General features: G+C 40.5%; 17 protein-coding genes and 1 tRNA gene. 7 read left to right on the forward strand and 11 right to left on the reverse strand.

Annotated features, from left to right (window positions below; all coding sequences use genetic code 11):
• Window positions 1-215: 215 nt before the first annotated feature.
• Window positions 216-725, reverse strand: coding sequence for a hypothetical protein (locus tag H7U04_RS04245; protein WP_201059361.1), 510 nt, complete (start codon window positions 723-725; stop codon window positions 216-218).
• Window positions 726-1,036: 311 nt separating this feature from the next.
• Between H7U04_RS04245 and H7U04_RS04250 the strand changes: the two genes are divergently transcribed.
• Complete coding sequence (locus H7U04_RS04250) at window positions 1,037-1,336, forward strand: YbaB/EbfC family nucleoid-associated protein (RefSeq protein WP_110981270.1); 300 nt, start codon at window positions 1,037-1,039, stop codon at window positions 1,334-1,336.
• 118 nt (window positions 1,337-1,454) lie between these two features.
• Here H7U04_RS04250 and H7U04_RS04255 read toward each other — a convergent pair whose 3' ends face one another.
• The gene (locus H7U04_RS04255) at window positions 1,455-2,072 is read right to left on the reverse strand and encodes a hypothetical protein (RefSeq protein ID WP_110981269.1); all 618 of its coding nucleotides are present in this window, start codon (window positions 2,070-2,072) and stop codon (window positions 1,455-1,457) included.
• A gap of 1,102 nt (window positions 2,073-3,174) precedes the next feature.
• Here H7U04_RS04255 and H7U04_RS04260 point away from each other — a divergent pair.
• Entirely contained in the window at window positions 3,175-3,876 is a 702-nt protein-coding gene (locus H7U04_RS04260) for an ABC transporter ATP-binding protein (protein WP_002884692.1), read from the forward strand.
• Between the two features lie 14 nt (window positions 3,877-3,890).
• Complete coding sequence (locus H7U04_RS04265; RefSeq protein WP_201059356.1) at window positions 3,891-6,533, forward strand: FtsX-like permease family protein; 2,643 nt, start codon at window positions 3,891-3,893, stop codon at window positions 6,531-6,533.
• Window positions 6,534-6,583: 50 nt separating this feature from the next.
• Here H7U04_RS04265 and H7U04_RS04270 read toward each other — a convergent pair whose 3' ends face one another.
• The 3 genes from H7U04_RS04270 to H7U04_RS04280 form a co-directional block, all read right to left on the reverse strand.
• Window positions 6,584-7,312: a MerR family transcriptional regulator gene (locus H7U04_RS04270; protein WP_110981267.1), complete on the reverse strand. Its 729-nt coding sequence runs from the start codon at window positions 7,310-7,312 to the stop codon at window positions 6,584-6,586.
• 174 nt (window positions 7,313-7,486) lie between these two features.
• On the reverse strand, window positions 7,487-8,077 hold the full coding sequence (locus H7U04_RS04275; protein WP_110981266.1) for a 3'-5' exonuclease: 591 nt from the start codon (window positions 8,075-8,077) through the stop codon (window positions 7,487-7,489).
• Between the two features lie 49 nt (window positions 8,078-8,126).
• Entirely contained in the window at window positions 8,127-8,663 is a 537-nt protein-coding gene (locus H7U04_RS04280; protein WP_002884601.1) for a DUF536 domain-containing protein, read from the reverse strand.
• A 503-nt stretch (window positions 8,664-9,166) separates the two neighbouring features.
• Here H7U04_RS04280 and H7U04_RS04285 point away from each other — a divergent pair.
• The gene (locus H7U04_RS04285; RefSeq protein ID WP_037598415.1) at window positions 9,167-9,526 is read left to right on the forward strand and encodes a metal-sulfur cluster assembly factor; all 360 of its coding nucleotides are present in this window, start codon (window positions 9,167-9,169) and stop codon (window positions 9,524-9,526) included.
• Between the two features lie 157 nt (window positions 9,527-9,683).
• Here the strand turns inward: H7U04_RS04285 and ilvD are convergent, their stop codons facing one another.
• Window positions 9,684-11,402, reverse strand: coding sequence for a dihydroxy-acid dehydratase (gene ilvD, locus H7U04_RS04290; protein ID WP_155198240.1), 1,719 nt, complete (start codon window positions 11,400-11,402; stop codon window positions 9,684-9,686).
• A 112-nt stretch (window positions 11,403-11,514) separates the two neighbouring features.
• Between ilvD and H7U04_RS04295 the strand changes: the two genes are divergently transcribed.
• Entirely contained in the window at window positions 11,515-12,696 is a 1,182-nt protein-coding gene (locus H7U04_RS04295; protein ID WP_110981265.1) for an NAD(P)/FAD-dependent oxidoreductase, read from the forward strand.
• A gap of 109 nt (window positions 12,697-12,805) precedes the next feature.
• Here H7U04_RS04295 and H7U04_RS04300 read toward each other — a convergent pair.
• From H7U04_RS04300 to H7U04_RS04320, 5 genes are all read right to left on the reverse strand, one after another.
• A tRNA-Ser gene (locus H7U04_RS04300) sits at window positions 12,806-12,892 on the reverse strand.
• Between the two features lie 58 nt (window positions 12,893-12,950).
• Window positions 12,951-13,592: a tRNA (guanosine(46)-N7)-methyltransferase TrmB gene (trmB, locus tag H7U04_RS04305; protein WP_060972583.1), complete on the reverse strand. Its 642-nt coding sequence runs from the start codon at window positions 13,590-13,592 to the stop codon at window positions 12,951-12,953.
• A gap of 9 nt (window positions 13,593-13,601) precedes the next feature.
• Entirely contained in the window at window positions 13,602-14,393 is a 792-nt protein-coding gene (gene ccrZ, locus H7U04_RS04310) for a cell cycle regulator CcrZ (protein WP_002884270.1), read from the reverse strand.
• A 57-nt stretch (window positions 14,394-14,450) separates the two neighbouring features.
• On the reverse strand, window positions 14,451-15,488 hold the full coding sequence (locus H7U04_RS04315; protein WP_038676646.1) for an ABC transporter permease: 1,038 nt from the start codon (window positions 15,486-15,488) through the stop codon (window positions 14,451-14,453).
• Window positions 15,485-16,216 carry an ABC transporter ATP-binding protein gene (locus H7U04_RS04320; RefSeq protein WP_038676648.1) on the reverse strand — a complete coding sequence of 244 codons (732 nt, stop codon included), beginning with the start codon at window positions 16,214-16,216 and terminating at the stop codon, window positions 15,485-15,487. Before H7U04_RS04320 ends, H7U04_RS04315 begins: the two co-directional genes overlap by 4 nt.
• A gap of 64 nt (window positions 16,217-16,280) precedes the next feature.
• On the opposite strand from H7U04_RS04320, the gene H7U04_RS04325 reads away from it, so the two are divergent.
• Both H7U04_RS04325 and H7U04_RS04330 read left to right on the forward strand, forming a co-directional pair.
• Window positions 16,281-16,700: an HIT family protein gene (locus tag H7U04_RS04325; protein WP_110981264.1), complete on the forward strand. Its 420-nt coding sequence runs from the start codon at window positions 16,281-16,283 to the stop codon at window positions 16,698-16,700.
• Window positions 16,697-16,996: a hypothetical protein gene (locus H7U04_RS04330; RefSeq protein WP_049546039.1), complete on the forward strand. Its 300-nt coding sequence runs from the start codon at window positions 16,697-16,699 to the stop codon at window positions 16,994-16,996. Before H7U04_RS04325 ends, H7U04_RS04330 begins: the two co-directional genes overlap by 4 nt.
• Window positions 16,997-17,013: the final 17 nt, after the last annotated feature.

Raw genomic sequence — 17,013 nt, forward strand, 5'->3', positions numbered from 1 at the left:
CAAAAGTGAGATTTAAGTAAAACATCCTAGTCCCACATCCTTATAATTTTCAATTCTACTACTTTTTATTTCGGAAGAATTAGCACCTATCCTCTAACCGTAAAAAAACACTTTGCAAACTGCAAAGCGTTTTCGTTTATACTTTTAACTAGCGTAACTATATAGACTTCACAAGCATAATCAATCTTACAAAATGCTTCTATGCTTCTTATTCTCTAATTAAACCTACTTTGATAAATTAGATTAAACAACCATTGAAGATTGATGAAGGGTTTTGGTTGAACATCAATCACAGGTTGAACAGTTTCTCTAATTTCTTTTTGGACTTTTCGTTGACTATACTTAATCTTATGATAATGTTCATCAAAAGCATCTTGGAGAGAAAAATTACGATTAAACATATAACTTTCACCTGAGTCCGGGTAAAAGACTAGAGTACCATCTGAAAAACCTAATACAGACGATTCTGTTCCTTTTTCTCTAGTTATAGCATACATCCCGTCCTCATCATAGCTAATACCATCTAATTCCGGTGTATAAGCCCAACCCATATTCTCCATCAGCATAATGACGTCTGGTTCTGTCCCCTCCTTATGAGGGATGTGCTGAGCATAATAAACAGAGTTAAATTTTAAATTAATAAAGATAAATAGGCTCATTCCCAAGATTGTATACAGCCCTATAATTAGTCCTACAAAGAGCCCTAAAATATTTCTTTTTTGCATTGTCATCTTCTCTTTCCTTTTCTACAACCAAACAATCTCTTGATCGGATTAACAACAAACCATTGTACACTATTTTTAACAAGTCTCATAATTTAAGGATTGGTAGCTTTGTAACTGATCTAACATTTTTATGAACAAGAAAAAATCAAGTCTTAACAAATTCCTCCAATACTTCTCCTCACTTTGTTAATCAAGCTAAACATGGTATAATAGTTAAGATTTTTATACTACTTATTTCTGGGCAGAAGTGGGCAGTAAAATTTAAGAAACAGGGGCTAAACCCTTGGTATGAAAGGAATCTAGAAAATATTATGATGAACATGCAAAACATGATGAAGCAAGCTCAAAAGCTTCAGAAACAAATGGAAAAAAGTCAAGCTGAATTGGCTGCTACAACCTTCACTGGAAAATCAGCACAAGACTTGGTCGTTGCTGAATTAACTGGTGACAAAAAAGTAGTTAACATCACTTTCGCTGATGCTGTCGTAGATGCTGATGATGTGGAAACACTCCAAGATATGACTGTTCAAGCACTTAACAATGCTCTTGAACAAATTGACGAAGCGACTAAAAAATCAATGGGTGCCTTTGCAGGTAAATTGCCATTCTAAAAAATGAAAAGGAATCTCACGGTTCCTTTTTCTATATACTCATCTAGCAACTCAGTCATAACATACAAAAGACTTGGACAAGAAATCCAAGTCTTTTTGTGTTAGTCATATAAAAATTTTATTCTTCAACCAAAGCAAGACCTGACTGTGCGTCTTCTTCGTTTGCCAATTTATAGCGATTCTTTTGACCTAAGTAGATACTCGCTGAATCCAATGAACTTTCTAAAGTAGGGTAATTCACATCCTCATTCGCTGTTTGAGTAGGTACAGGTCCTGAGATTAATAGCTCATCATCATTCTTGACATAAATCTGGTATTCCCCAACTTCGCTAGTTTGAGCTAAAATCTCATTCAACAAGTCTGGGTCAAGCGTTTGAGCTACTCCATCAACCACTTGATTAGAGTCCTGCTTATGCTCCGACGAATCCACTACCTCGGTGATAACGATGTAGTCAGGAGTTTCCTCATCTGTAGTCTTAGATTCTTCAGTTTCTGGCTGTTTTTGTCCAGGTGTTTCTTGCTTCTTCGTATCCTGAGCTTGCCCGCCATGATTCTTCAAGTCCTCATCACTAACGGTTTGAACCTTAGTCATATTGGCATCTAAATCAAGTTTAGGAGTTTCTTTGACGTCAGCCGAGGCCCCACTGGTACCCATGAATAGAGCCAGAGTCCCCAAAGTAGCAATCAAGCTGATTATTGCTTTGCCGATAAAACCATTATCTTTGTTCTTAATCATAAATCCCTCACTATTTATTTGGTTAGCTCTAACTGGCTAACAAGGCGTCCTATTTACTGCTGTAGGAGGTAAAAGGTTGGTTGGCTGTTTGACCAACCTTTCACCCAGATAACAATCTTAGCATGCAACCCCCTTGATTTCAAGTGTTTCTTTAATTTTTAAGCATTTTAAATAAATGACAACTTCATGTCTTAAAATTGATGCTAATCTATTATCAGATTAGCTTTTTTACGTTATGCAAATGGTAATTTCTTTAAGTAGTACTTAGGGAAATAATAGTTGTTTTTTAGAAGGATTCTTCAGAAAGCACTTTTGCTGACTTATCTCCAAAAAAATTTATCGGATAAGAAAATTTTGTCAAAACACTTTAAATGTAACTATAAAAAAGAATTCTTGAGACAGGAAGTCGAATTCTAAATATCCTAAAATAAGATTAGGAACTAGAATTCCTCTATTAGTCAAAAGAATGCCACAACAAAAGGATTTAAGGGTAACTTTATGGAATACCCCATAATAAATAACTAATCCCAAAGATACACATCTCTCATTTAGATATATATTTTTAAGGTGTTTATAACTTCTTTAAAAATAACTAACACACAAAAAAATCATTACGAAAAGCCCTCTATTTCCCCATAAATAACTTTCCCCATATAGAAAATGTATCCTCCAAATTCAAAAAAATGTCCGTATTCTGGATACTTCATTGCTAGAAACTATGAAAAAACTCTTTATCTATCATCAACTTTGACGGAAAACTAGATCCCCTTTGGCACCCCTATGATGAAGTATTTACCGACCTAAACTCTCCGATAATTATGGAAATTGAAAAAAATAGTATATCCACTCCGTAAAAGACTAAAAATAACCTAACTTTATAACTATTTCACCAAATCTTCACCTTACTCAAAGCTCATTTGAAATAGTATTTTCTCATATGTAAGCGCTTCGTCCACATTTCTGTCACATGTAAGAAGAACTTCTCCACTTTTAAACCTTTTTTTCCCTCAAAACCTAGATATTCCAAGGAAAATCCGTTACAATAGAGTACGGAAAGATAGGTAATTATCAGCATCATTATTTTCGTATGAAAGGGAAATTCATGGCTTATATTCAAATGAAGCATAGCTATAAACGCTATAAAACCGGTGATCTGGAAATTATCGCAAACAACGACGTAAGCTTTGATATCGAAAAAGGGGAGCTTGTCGTTATTCTTGGTGCCTCTGGCGCTGGGAAATCAACCGTTCTTAACATCTTGGGTGGTATGGACACCAATGACGAAGGCCGCGTCATTATTGATGGTAAGGATATCTCTGAATACACAGCCAAAGAACTTACAACCTATCGTCGTGAGGACGTTGGCTTTGTGTTCCAATTTTACAACTTAGTTTCTAACCTTACGGCTAGGGAAAACGTCGAACTAGCATCTGAAATCGTTCCAAACGCTAAAGATGCTACTCAAACACTCGTCGAAGTCGGTTTGGGAGACCGCTTAGACAACTTCCCATCACAACTATCTGGTGGGGAGCAACAACGTGTCGCTATTGCACGCGCCGTTGCCAAAAATCCAAAGATTCTTCTTTGTGATGAACCAACAGGGGCTCTGGATTATCAAACAGGAAAACAAATCCTGACCCTCCTTCAAGAAATGGCTCGCAAACAGGGAACAACTGTTATTATCGTGACCCATAATGCTTCTCTAGCTCCAATTGCCGATCGTGTCATTCGAATGCACGATGCCAAGATTAAGAGTGTGGAACTTAATCCTAATCCACAAAAAATCGAGGACTTGGAATACTAGAAAGGAGCAACGTCATGAAAAAAACAACTTATTGGAAAGATGTTTGGCGAACCTTTGTAGCTTCTAAAGGGCGTATGCTCTCTATTGCCTTACTTATGGCACTGGGATCCTTTGCCTTGATTGGTCTTAAAGTAACTTCTCCTAATATGAAGAAAACTGGGGAACACTTCTTCAAGACGCATCAAACAGCTGACTTGAGCTTAATCAGTACTTACAGTATCAACCAAACCGATCAGGACCTTCTCAATACAATAAAAAAGAAGAATGTAGACATCGAGTATGGTTATTTCAAAGATGCTGTCGTCAAGGGGACGAATACGGCATTTCGTATCTTCTCTAAACCTAAGAAAATCTCCACTTACGACCTTATTGAGGGGAAACTTCCTACCAAGGACGGGGAAATCGCTCTTTCCTCAACTTATAAAGAAGAATATAGCGTCGGAGATAAGATTAACTTTTCTGAGCCAGTAGATAGCTCAGGGCAAAAGCAGTTAAAGGAACAAACATATACCATTACTGGTTTTGTTAATTCCTCTGAACTTCTCTCTAGGAACCGTCTTGGTAATGCCAGCGCTGGTACGGGGAAACTAGATGGCTACGCCATTGTGCCAGAGACGGACTTCACCTCTAATGATTACATGATTGCCCGCATCCGCTACAAGGATTTGGAAAATGTTAGTCCTTTTAGTGAGGAATACGCAAATAAGATTTCTGAACGAAAGGCTGAACTTAAGAAACTCTTTAAAGATGAACCTGAGAAACGCCTAACTGAGATCAAGTCTCAGTCTCAAGCTCAAATTACTCAAGCTAAACAAGAACTTGAAACAGCCCTCGCACAGACCCAGCAAATGGCTACAAGCAACGCTGCTGAAGCTACTAGTGTCAAAGAAGCTACTACCAAGATTGAAGCCAAGCAAAAAGAACTCGAAGAAAGTCAAGCAATGGTCGATAATTTACCAGCGCCTAGCTATCAATTCTACTCTCGTCGAGAGATTCCGGGTTCTGAGGGATATGTTGCTTATGAAAGTAATATTAACATCATTCACGATGTGAGTAACATCTTCCCTGTCGCTCTCTACTTTATGGCAGCTTTGGTTACCTTTGTAACCATGGGACGCTTTGTTGAAGAAGAGCGTGGTAAGGCTGGTATTTTCAACGCCCTAGGCTACAGTAATTCGCGAATTATCCATAAATTCGTCATTTATGGCTTGATAACGAGTATTACTGGTACAACCGCAGGTGTTATTACCGGTCATACACTACTTCCGATTCTAATTCACAACACTTATAAGAGCGATTTGCAGCTTCCTGCTTTTGAATTGCACTTCTACTTAGGACTTACCCTTGTGGCCTTCCTTTTAGGTCTCTTATCTGCTGTGCTACCTGCCTTTGTGGTTGCCAAGAAAGAGCTCTGGGAAAAGCCTTCCCAACTCCTCCTTCCAAAACCACCTCGAGCAGGAGCTAAGATTGTCCTAGAGCGCATCACACCGCTTTGGAATCGTCTCAGCTTTACGGAAAAAGTTACCATGCGTAATATTTTCCGCTATAAGCAACGGATGTTTATGACCCTCTTTGGTGTCGCAGGTTCTATTGCACTTCTCTTTGCAGGTTTAGGAATTCGATCTTCTGTATCTAACCTTAACCAGCAACAGTTTGAAGACATCATTCACTATGATATGATTGTTGCCAAGCAACCAAATGCGTCAAGTGCTCTGGATGAGGAACTCACTAAACTCCTCGATAGCAAAGACGTCAAAGAATACTTGAATGTCCATTTTGAAACCTTGCAAAAAATTGCCGGTACCAATAAGGACACCCAAGAAATCTCAACTCTTGTCTTTAACGACCGTGACGAAAAACTCATTGACAGTTACGTTAGCTTACATGACCGAGACCGCAATAAGACTCTCAGGCTATCTAATGACGGAGCAATTATCTCTGAAAAAATGGCAAAACTTCTAAACCTCAAGGTCGGAGATACCATTACTGTGCAAAACAGTCAGGATGAATCTGTCAATATTAAGATAGCTGGTATCACTGAAATGTACATGGGGCATTTCCTCTTTATGAATGCTAGCTACTACCAAAAAGCTTTCGGGACACCTTCAGTGAACAACGCCAACCTTGTTACTCTCGCTGAACCAACTAAGCAAAATGTTGAAAATATGGCAGCCAAATTCATCAACTTGCCAGATGTTTACGGTGTTGTTCAAAACAACAACCTTAAACTGCAAATCAGCACTATGGTCAATTCATTGACACAGGTTATTGGTATTTTGATTACGGTTTCCATTCTCCTTGCTGTGGTTGTTCTCTATAACCTAACTAACATCAACGTTTCAGAACGTATCCACGAACTTTCAACCGTTAAGGTTCTTGGTTTCTACAATAATGAAGTATCCCTCTACATCTATCGTGAAACTATTTACCTGTCTATCATCGGTATCTTCGTAGGGTTTGGTCTTGGACAAGCACTCCACCAATATATGGTAAGCATCATTCCGCCAGATCGTATCATGTTTGATCCATCTATCGGTTTGGCTACCTACCTTCTACCAGCTGTTCTTATCGGCTTCATTCTTATTATCCTTGGCTTCGTTGTTAATAACCGCCTTGCCAAACTAAATATGCTCGAAGCTCTAAGTTCAGTTGAATAAGCTAAAAACGCCTGAGAAGCAATTCTCAAGCGTTTTTATATTCGATAAATTTATTTCGTTTTAGTCTTAGCCAACTCCAAACAGTAGGTCTTTACATGACAATGAGGACAAGTCAGTTTACGAGTCCTAGGAGTATGCCCTGCAAGAGCAAACTCTTTAAAACTAGGGTCAAAGGTCCTATGACAATTAGGACAGAGGTATTCGAACTGCTTTCTATAGTGAAACACCACTAAATTTGTGGCTATGATAAATGCGGGGCAGACAACAAACAAACCTCTAGGATCCTTAAAATAATAAATGACTATCAGTAGGGCTATGATATAAAGAAGACTCGCTAGAATGATGCTCCCATACATTCTCAACTGCAAATTTCGCCATGATTTTTGATTTTCCATAAGACGTGAAATGTCTGACAAATCTTCCAACGAAAGTTGACGCCACTTAGCAGTTGCTTTTTGCAAGTGATGTGCACGTTTTAGTTTGACCTCTATTTCCTTCGAAGACTTTTCCAAACTCTCGATTTGGTCTGTCAACAAAAGCTCTAAAACCTGTTCCCTATTCTCTTCTTGCAAGAGTTTCTTGATTTGTTTGATTGAGAAGTCCAAATCTCTTAAGAAACAAATGACTTGCAGGCGTTCCAAGTCTGATTCGTGATAAATTCTCCGACCACCTTCTGTGACTTCAGACGGCGTCAAGATACCTCGTTGATCATAGTACTGGACAGTCCTAACAGACACCTCTGCTGCTTTAGCCAACTCTCCTGTTGAAAACTGCGACATCTCAGTCACCTCCTTTTAAGATTTTCCATCAAAGGAGGACCTTGGCCACCCTTGATACCTAGATTCTACCTTATAACGCAAGGTGACGAGCAAGCCCTAACCCTAAAGGATTTTCACTTCTTACAGAAAAAGTTAGCCATCACTCTTTACAGCCTTTACAGCTCTTGTAAAGCTTTAGTCGAAAAGGCTACCCAAACCTAAGGCAGCAAAAGGATTGTTACTGACTTCTTCCTGTTGCTCCAAAAGTTTGGCATTCTCATCTAATTCGAGAAACTTCTCGTAAATCTGTGCAGTCATCCGAGCATCCTCCAAGCTGTTATGACCGTGTCCCTTGATTCCAAAGAAATCTGCGACACTGGTTAGCTTGAGGTTGACAATACCATTCAAATCCGAAGCACGACGGTCAAAGGCCTCATCGAAAACATCTAAAGCATATTGCTCTTCCAAGTCTAAACCATTTTCAGCTAGAATAGGCAAATCTGATTTAAGAGCATTGTAGCCAATAAGTGGAGTGTCACCAACAAATGATTTAAAATCCGCCAGAACAGACTCTAGCTTTGGTGCCTTGGCAATCTTATCCGCTGTAATTCCAGTCAAACCATTGATAAAGGATTGCAAAGGAACATCCGAATAGACGAAAGAATCAAACTGGTCCACTTCCTCATGCTGATTCAGCTTAACGGCCGATACTTGGATAATATGGCTAACCCCATCCACCGTGTTAAACTCCAAATCAAAGGCAATATAAGTTTCTAAATTTTCCATTTTAATCTCCTACAATAGTTAAAGCTGAGACTGAGTCCCAGCTTCTTTTTTATTTTCCAAATAGACGTCCAAAGAAACCTTTTTTAGAAGCTTCTTCTTGTTTGGTCTGGATTTCTTCCACTTGGGCCTTGGCTTCGTCAACCTCAACCTTAGCCTCATCAAGTTCCAGTTTAAGCTCTTCCTTGTCCTTCATAGCAGTCAAGGTCAATTGCTGCTGTTGATCAATTTGCTTGTCCTTTTCGGCGATTTGAACGTCTTTGACACGCAATTGGTCATCCATGTTAGACAACTGTTCGTCCTTAGCCTTCAACTGAGCATAGAGACGGGCAATCTCAGAGTTTTTCTCGTCTACAAGAATCTCCAACAACTCACGTTGTTTTGTTTCTTCATCGATTGGCTCATCGTCAAAGATGGTTTTCTTGTAAATTTCCTCCAACTTAATCAAGCCACTGCGTTTAACGACAGTAACCCCTTTAGCATTTTTTTCTAGATCTTCTTCTGGAAGTTGTTTGACACGATTATTGACTGCTTGACGACTAACACCAAGGATTTCAGCAATCTCGCTGACTGTCTTTTCAATACTCATAATAGCCTCATTTTCTCTTGAAATGTCTTACTATGAGAATATCACAATCACTCCTTTCTGTCAATTTGACTAGTTATTCTGGATACCTGAAGGACTTTTTTCCTTTCACTCTTCAAACAATTTACTTGATAGGAAGCTAAGCTTTTGGTAAACTATGTGTGGGTATAAATGTATATAGAAGGAAAGTCTTTGACTTAAACAATCGGTACTTCCAAATTGGGTTTGGTCGGTATCAGATCTGTTGTATCTAGGAATGGTGGGAACAATTCCACAAGGTTTGGGATTTTCATTCTTGCTCCAATTTTTGATGGTATTCGAGCAACCTTGGTTGCAAAACGACTTGATATTGAAGCATAAATCACATTATCTTCAACGGTTTGACTGTTGGAGTTTTTTTATTGTTACTTTACTCGCTTACTAAAGCCTCATATTGCCATCCGAGATTGAAAAAAGCCCTAAATTATGCCATAATAAACAAAAGCAAAATAGAAAGAATGAGTCCTATGAAAAACTTCCGTGATGATATTAAGGTCAATGATTTGGCCCAGCCCTTCTTAGAGCCAATCGTCGAACAAATGACCACTGTATTCGATCCTGAGATTGAGCTAGACATTTACAACCTTGGTTTGATTTATGAAATCACTGTCGATGAAAATGGCCACTGCTACTTCCTTATGACCTTTACTGATACTGGTTGTGGCTGTGAAGAGACTATGCCTTATGAAATCGCTGAAAAGCTAAAATCCATTGACGGTATTAACTCTGTCAAGGTGGAAACCACTTATTCACCAGTCTGGAAGATGACACGCATCAGTCGTTATGGACGTATCGCTCTTGGTATCTCACCTCGAGGCGGAAAATAAAAGGAAAACCGATTGGACATTTCCAACCGGTTTTTTACTAGAGTAACAACAGACAAACCATTACTTGTCATCATACTGCCAACAACTGTCTCAGGATTTAATATCAAAAAATCACATCGAACAAATGTCCGGTGTGATTTTGTTTTATATCATATCATTAGGCTTTACCTGATTTATCCATGTTCCAGAAGTCGGTAACGGCACCACGTGACGCTGAAGAAACGATGTGAGCATATTTACCGAGGACACCACGGCTATAAAGTGGTGGCAACTCAGTTTCCGCTTTACGTTTCGCCAACTCTTCGTCTGAAACGTGCATCGTAATTTCTTTGGTATCTTGGTCAACTGTAACCATATCACCTGTACGGAGGTAGGCAATAGGTCCACCAACCTGAGCTTCAGGAGCAATGTGACCAACAACGAGTCCGTAAGTACCACCTGAGAAACGTCCATCTGTCAAGAGGGCAACCTTGTCCCCTTGACCTTTACCAACAATCATTGAAGACAATGACAACATTTCTGGCATACCAGGACCACCCTTAGGACCTACAAAACGTACAACAACTACGTCGCCATCAACGATTTCATCAGAAAGAACTGCTTCGATGGCATCTTCTTCTGAGTCAAATACTTTAGCGGGACCAGTGATGTTACGAACTTTAACCCCTGATACTTTGGCAACCGCACCTTCTGGAGCCAAGTTACCTTTCAAGATAATCAATGGACCATCAGCACGTTTAGGATTTTCAAGCGGCATGATGACTTTTTGACCTGGTGTCAAATCATCGAAGGCCTCCAAGTTTTCTGCAACAGTCTTACCAGTACATGTGATACGATCACCGTGAAGGAAACCATTCTTAAGAAGGTACTTCATAACGGCTGGTACACCACCAACATTGTAAAGATCTTGGAAGACATATTGACCTGAAGGTTTCAAGTCAGCCAAGTGAGGCACACGCTCTTGGAAATCGTTGAAATCTTCAAGTGTCAAATCAACGTTAGCTGCATGAGCAATAGCGAGCAAGTGAAGTGTCGCATTTGTTGAACCACCAAGTGCCATTGTGACAGTGATGGCATCTTCAAAGGCTTCACGTGTCAAGATATCTGATGGCTTAAGACCTAGTTCAAGCATCTTAACAACTGCACGACCTGCTTCTTCGATATCTGCTTTCTTCTCAGCTGATTCTGCAGGGTGAGATGATGATCCTGGAAGGCTCATCCCCATTACTTCAATCGCTGTCGCCATTGTGTTGGCAGTATACATACCACCACAACCACCAGGGCCAGGGCAGGCATTACATTCAAGATTTTTAACCTCTTCTGCGGTCATATCACCGTGGTTCCATTTACCGATACCTTCGAAAACAGAAACCAAGTCGATATCCTTACCGTTAAGGTTACCTGGTGCAATGGTACCACCATAAGCAAAAATCGCTGGAATATCCATGTTAGCAATGGCAATCATAGAACCAGGCATGTTCTTATCACAACCACCAATAGCAACAAAGGCATCGACGTTGTGACCACCCATAGCTGCTTCGATTGAGTCGGCAATGATATCACGAGATGTCAATGAGAAACGCATCCCTGGTGTCCCCATGGCAATACCATCTGCAACAGTAATCGTACCAAATTGAACTGGCCAAGCACCCGCGTCTTTAACACCTTCTTTGGCAATTTGACCAAAACCGTGCAAGTGGATATTACATGGTGTGTTCTCAGCCCAAGTTGAGATAACGCCAACAATAGGCTTTTCAAAACTATCATCCGTCATCCCAGTCGCACGAAGCATGGCACGGTTAGGCGATTTAACCATGCTATCGTAGACAGATGAACGGTGTTTCATGTTATTTTCAGACACGATATTTTCCTCCATAGTTAATAACTATTCTAATTTAAACTTCTACTCCTATTCTAACATAAATTATCTAAAAAAACTGACCATTTACAAACTATTCTCCCTTTTTAAATTATGCTAAAATAAAGGCATGAAACATTTTGATACTATCGTTATTGGCGGGGGTCCTGCTGGCATGATGGCGACTATTGCCTCAGCCTTCTATGGCCAACAAACCCTTCTAATTGAAAAAAATAAACGTCTCGGAAAGAAGCTGGCTGGTACTGGTGGTGGACGTTGTAATGTTACTAACAACGGGACTTTAGACGATCTTCTAGCAGGTATTCCAGGTAATGGCCGTTTCCTCTATAGCGTCTTTTCACAGTTTGATAACCACGATATCATTGCTTTTTTCGAGGACAATGGTGTCAAACTCAAGGTTGAGGATCACGGGCGTGTCTTCCCTAGGACAGATAAATCACGGACCATCATCCAAGCTCTGGAAAATAAGATTTGGGAACTTGGAGCTAGCATCCTCACCAATACAGAAGTTGTCTCCGTCAAAAAGGTTAATGAGCAATTCCAAGTTAAGTCTTCAGACCAGACTTTTACCAGTGATAAACTCATCGTCACAACTGGAGGAAAATCTTATCCATCGACTGGTTCAACTGGTTTTGGACATGATATTGCCCGCCATTTTAAGCTCCAAGTCACTGATCTTGAAGCTGCGGAAAGTCCACTCCTAACCGACTTCCCCCACAAGGCCTTACAAGGAATTTCTCTTGATGATGTCACTCTGTCCTATGGCAAGCACAAGATTACCCATGACCTTCTTTTCACTCATTTTGGCCTATCTGGACCGGCTGCCCTACGTTTATCTAGCTTTGTCAAGGGTGGTGAGATAGCTCATCTGGACTTTCTTCCCAACCAAAGCCAAGAAAATCTCAAGGCTTACTTTGAGGAAAATCGCGAGAAATCTGTCAAAAACACCCTCAAAGCTCTTGTACCTGAGCGTGTCGCTGAATTCCTAGCAGAAGACAAGGCTGATAGCAAGGTTAAACAACTGCATCCCAAAGACTTGGAAAACATTATCAGTCAGCTTAAGGGCATGGAAATTCCAATCACAGGTAAAATGTCACTTGCCAAATCCTTTGTGACTAAAGGTGGCGTTGACCTTAAGGAAATTAATCCCAAGACTCTAGAAAGTAAAAAAGTCCCTCACCTACACTTTGCAGGAGAGGTCCTTGACATCAATGCCCATACTGGTGGCTTTAACATTACTAGCGCCCTCTGTACCGGTTGGGTAGCAGGGATTCAGAGCCCTTGGGACTAAGGATTGAGTCCTCCTATCATAAAAAGCTGTTAAAACCATCTTCTTTTTAATTACTATACCTAAAAAGTGTCCCTTCTAAAACGGAAGGGACACTTTGTCTATTTCTCAAAGGAGAGGAGGGGATTCGAACCCCCGAGCCCCGTTAAGGACTACACGCTTTCCAAGCGTGCGCACTCGGCCTCTATGCGACCTCTCCACATCAAACGATTAGCCATCAATAGGCTAATCGTTATTTTTAATCAAGTTTTCAATAATTAATCTTTAAACTGAGCCTCTACTCGGTAGATGACCTGACCTTTTTCTGAGAACTTACGCTCGTACTCAGTCATGACGTTGCCCTCATAATCACTTGCATGAAGGTCCAACCAAACTTTGTTGATAACCATTCCATACTGTGAAAAGCTCGCCAAACTGTATTCGAAAAGTCCACGGTTGTCTGTCTTAAAGTGAATCTCTCCGTTTTTAGGCAAAATTTGCTTATAAGTATCTAGGAAAGTCTTGTAAGTTAGACGACGTTTCTCATGACGGCTCTTAGGCCATGGATCTGAGAAATTCAGATACATCATATCCACTTCGCCATCTTCAAAATAATTGGTCAAAGCTGAACCATCCACGCGCAAGAGCTTGACATTTTCAGCACCAGAAGCCAAGACCTTATCCAAGGCATAGCTCAAAACAGACAACTGAATATCAATACCAATGTAGTTGATGTCAGGGTTTTGTTGGGCCATACCAGTAATGAAGGCCCCTTTACCAGATCCTACCTCGATATGGATAGGATTATCATTACCAAAAAGCTCATGCCACTTACCTTTAGCAGCTTCCGGCTCAAGAATAACGTACTGAGGATGGTTAGCTAGGTGTTCCTCTGCACCTTTACGTTTTCTAACTCGCATGTCTACTTTCTAATATCTGTGCAAGGTCTCTCTGAATTTACGAAGTTCATAAATCTCTCGGTTGGCATGTTCCATATCACGACTATCAAAGAATTTTGAAATCTGTGTCAAGTATGAAAATTGCCCATACCAGTAAATCTTGTCCATCACAAGGTCATTATTCTTATAACCATAGTATGACAACCACTGGGGCCAATGTGCCAATGGAATGTAATGGCTGAGGATCTGTGCCACATCATACATACGATCTGTTAGACGTACAGAATCCCAATCAACCAAATAAATCAATCCTGAGGTTGTGATGACAAAGTTACTATGACGAGCATCTCCGTGAACAATTGTTGCAATCTCCGCACGAAACTCTGGAAGATGACGTTTCAAATCTCTAACAACGTCTTGAAGGAAGCCATTTTCACGCAATTGATAAGCGGCATTTTCTTCCCACTCGTGTAGAAGATCAAAAGGATTTTCAATATGATAATCCAACTGCAAGAGTTGATTAACCAAGTGTTTAGAGCGGTGCAAATTACCAAGAATTTGGATAATCTGTTTACTATTCATGTCATGTTTGGTCAAAATACGACCATCAAGCCACTCCTGTGCACTCATCATGTCACCATTTCCCAGACGCTTAGCCCACAAGAGCTGTGGTGCAATCTGTTCCTTGGCAAGAGCTGCCAAGATTGGTGTTGTATTCATCTTCACAAAGACGCGATCTCCGTTTGGGTAGGTTCCCATATAGGCCTTACCACTATTTCCTTTGAGAGGAGTCAGGCTCAAATCTTTATCTGTTGATGTCACCTAGGCATCTCCTTTTTCTTTAGTCATTCGTTTCTATTTTAACTTATTTAATAGGTGTTAGTCAATCATCTTCTTAAGCTTGGATGGTAGGTAAACAAGGCTCAGAACTAGCATCATTCCAACCAAAATCAGACTAAACTTAAGGTCGAAGAGACAAACAGCCTGTACCAGAGTCATCCCAAGTACAATCTGGCTAATCAAGCGCTTAAGATTGCTTACCTGCATGTCTTTTCCAACTGGCATAAGATTAGCCATTCTCTGATAAGCAAAGTGCGATTTAAGTGCCGTGAGCTGGAAGAGCAAGAGGTAGTCAAAAACAACCACAAGCACCATAGCCAGCCATTTTTCAGGAACCAAAAAGAGAACCAGAAGTGTTAGGGCAAACAGGCGTAGGCTAAGGGCAAAGTAATCTCCAGAACGCAAGAAGGCTCTTAGATAAAGATTGTACCAGGTATGTTCCTTGTCTTTCTTTGTACGTTTGAGAATAGCATCCAAATAAGAACGGCGTTTAACACTCGACGTAATTCCCTTAACATTGGTAAAAAGTGAAAAGAACTTCAGAATCGATTGTTGACGCTTATTTTCCGCTGCAATAGCCTCAGCCCAATTCAGGCCAGACTGCTTATAAAAAGGTTGGGCCTTTTTCTGGAAAATAAAGTACTTAAGAATAGCCATAGCCACAGCTACAAGAATAACTCCCCAAACTGGAAGTCCCAAGGCTAAAAAGAGGGGAATAACCAAAATAAAAATCAGGCTTTGTACGATTACCCAAAATCTAAAAGCACGCCCTGTTGCCTTCTTAACATGGCCTAGCACCTCTTCTTCCTTCACCAAGAGGTAGTGCTTGTCCGCAGGTTCTAAATAAGTCGCAATATTCCCCCAAAAAGGCAATAACAGACAAAGCATAAGCAAGCCAAGAATGATTGCCCATGGATTCTTGGGAAAATGTTTCAGCAATTGGCTATACTGCACCAAGACGAAACCTAAAAGAAAGAGGAGAACCAAGATAAAGTGATCATTAAAGACGTAGCGACTATACTTAGCACAGCGGGCATTGAATCGCTTGCTACGCTCCTTAAAAAGCTCAGCTATCATGACAATTCTCCCTTAGTTAACTGCATGTAGATATCGTTAAGACTAGCACTGTTATCACCGAAAGTCTGACGAAGTTCTTCAAGAGTTCCCTGTGCTAGGACCTGTCCATGGTGCAAAATCACAAAACGGTCACACATCTTCTCAGCCGAATCCAAAACGTGAGTAGACATGAGAATTGCTTTGCCCTTAGCTTTTTCCTCAGCCAAAAGCTCAATCAAGTCCGAAATAGCCAAGGGATCCAAGCCCAAGAAGGGCTCATCAACGATGAATAGACTTGGATTCACAATAAAGGCACAGATAATCATGACCTTCTGCTTCATTCCCTTTGAAAACTGAGTCGGGAACCAATCTAACTTTTCATCTAAGCGAAAGAGTTTGAGGTACTTGTCCGCACGTGCCATCCCCTCAGTCACATCAAGACCATAGGCCATCAACACCGTTTCCAAATGTTCACGAAGCGTCAACTCTTCATAGAGACTTGGCGTTTCAGGAATATAGCCAATCTTCTGACGATAGCTAGCTGAATCTTGTTGAATAGCTAACCCATCAATGGCAATCTGTCCCCCATAAGGTGTTAAGAGACCAATAATCTCGTTAATTGTTGTTGATTTCCCAGCACCATTAAGACCAATGAGACCAACCAATTCACCATCAGCCACCTCAAAAGTCACATCTTTTAGGACGGGAATATTAGCGTAACCACCCGTCACCTTTTCTAATTTAAGCATTATCTTTTCTCTCTTTGGTATGATATAATCTATTATAACAAAAACTCATGGAAAGGTCGTTATTATGGATAATTGTATTTTCTGTAAAATTATATCTGGAGAAATTCCTTCATCAAAAGTCTACGAGGACGACAAGGTTCTAGCCTTCCTCGATATTTCACAAGCTACAAAAGGACATACCTTGGTTATTCCTAAAGAGCACGTTCGTAACATCTTAGAAATGTCTGCTGGGACTGCTGAGACTATCTTTAGCCGTGTTCCAAAAATTGCTCGTGCGGTGCAAAAAGCAACTGGAGCAATCGGCATGAATATCCTTAATAACAACGAAGAAGTTGCAGGACAAACCGTCTTCCACGCTCATATCCATCTCGTTCCTCGTTACGGTGCAGACGATGGTATCCACATGGGATTTGACGAACACGAACCAGACTTCGCTGCCCTGGCCGACCTTGCTGACAGCATCGCTAAAGAGGTAACAGAATGAAAATCGGACGCTTTCTAGCTCTTGGAACTCTTGCCTACGGTGCCTACTACGCCTATAAACGACGTGAAGACATCAAAGAGGAAATCCTAGACCTCAACCAATCACGAGAAAATATCTCTCACGATCTGGACAATATCAAACGCAACCTTGACATCATCAAGGAACAAAACCTAGTTCTCGCTGACATCAAACAAGACCTCAACTATAAAAAACGCGTCTTCCAAAAAGACCTCGAGCCCCGACTCAATATCATCCAAGAACGCTTGCAAAAGTATCAAGGTGAGGATAAAGAATAAAGGTAAGTAGCCTATGC

This window comes from Streptococcus sp. 22.1 (genome assembly GCF_016648645.1).
Lineage (GTDB): Bacteria > Bacillota > Bacilli > Lactobacillales > Streptococcaceae > Streptococcus.

Bases quoted from the DNA above. Each gene is read 5' to 3' on its own strand.
- H7U04_RS04330 (WP_049546039.1), top strand. From the start codon at position 16,697: ATGAAAATCGGACGCTTTCTAGCTCTTGGAACTCTTGCCTACGGTGCC.
- H7U04_RS04250 (WP_110981270.1), top strand. From the start codon at position 1,037: ATGATGAACATGCAAAACATGATGAAGCAAGCTCAAAAGCTTCAGAAA.
- H7U04_RS04270 (WP_110981267.1), bottom strand. From the start codon at position 7,312: ATGTCGCAGTTTTCAACAGGAGAGTTGGCTAAAGCAGCAGAGGTGTCT.
- H7U04_RS04260 (WP_002884692.1), top strand. From the start codon at position 3,175: ATGGCTTATATTCAAATGAAGCATAGCTATAAACGCTATAAAACCGGT.
- trmB (WP_060972583.1), bottom strand. From the start codon at position 13,592: ATGCGAGTTAGAAAACGTAAAGGTGCAGAGGAACACCTAGCTAACCAT.
- H7U04_RS04265 (WP_201059356.1), top strand. From the start codon at position 3,891: ATGAAAAAAACAACTTATTGGAAAGATGTTTGGCGAACCTTTGTAGCT.
- H7U04_RS04275 (WP_110981266.1), bottom strand. From the start codon at position 8,077: ATGGAAAATTTAGAAACTTATATTGCCTTTGATTTGGAGTTTAACACG.
- H7U04_RS04255 (WP_110981269.1), bottom strand. From the start codon at position 2,072: ATGATTAAGAACAAAGATAATGGTTTTATCGGCAAAGCAATAATCAGC.
- H7U04_RS04285 (WP_037598415.1), top strand. From the start codon at position 9,167: ATGAAAAACTTCCGTGATGATATTAAGGTCAATGATTTGGCCCAGCCC.
- H7U04_RS04325 (WP_110981264.1), top strand. From the start codon at position 16,281: ATGGATAATTGTATTTTCTGTAAAATTATATCTGGAGAAATTCCTTCA.
- H7U04_RS04245 (WP_201059361.1), bottom strand. From the start codon at position 725: ATGCAAAAAAGAAATATTTTAGGGCTCTTTGTAGGACTAATTATAGGG.
- ilvD (WP_155198240.1), bottom strand. From the start codon at position 11,402: ATGGAGGAAAATATCGTGTCTGAAAATAACATGAAACACCGTTCATCT.
- H7U04_RS04315 (WP_038676646.1), bottom strand. From the start codon at position 15,488: ATGATAGCTGAGCTTTTTAAGGAGCGTAGCAAGCGATTCAATGCCCGC.
- H7U04_RS04320 (WP_038676648.1), bottom strand. From the start codon at position 16,216: ATGCTTAAATTAGAAAAGGTGACGGGTGGTTACGCTAATATTCCCGTC.
- H7U04_RS04295 (WP_110981265.1), top strand. From the start codon at position 11,515: ATGAAACATTTTGATACTATCGTTATTGGCGGGGGTCCTGCTGGCATG.
- H7U04_RS04280 (WP_002884601.1), bottom strand. From the start codon at position 8,663: ATGAGTATTGAAAAGACAGTCAGCGAGATTGCTGAAATCCTTGGTGTT.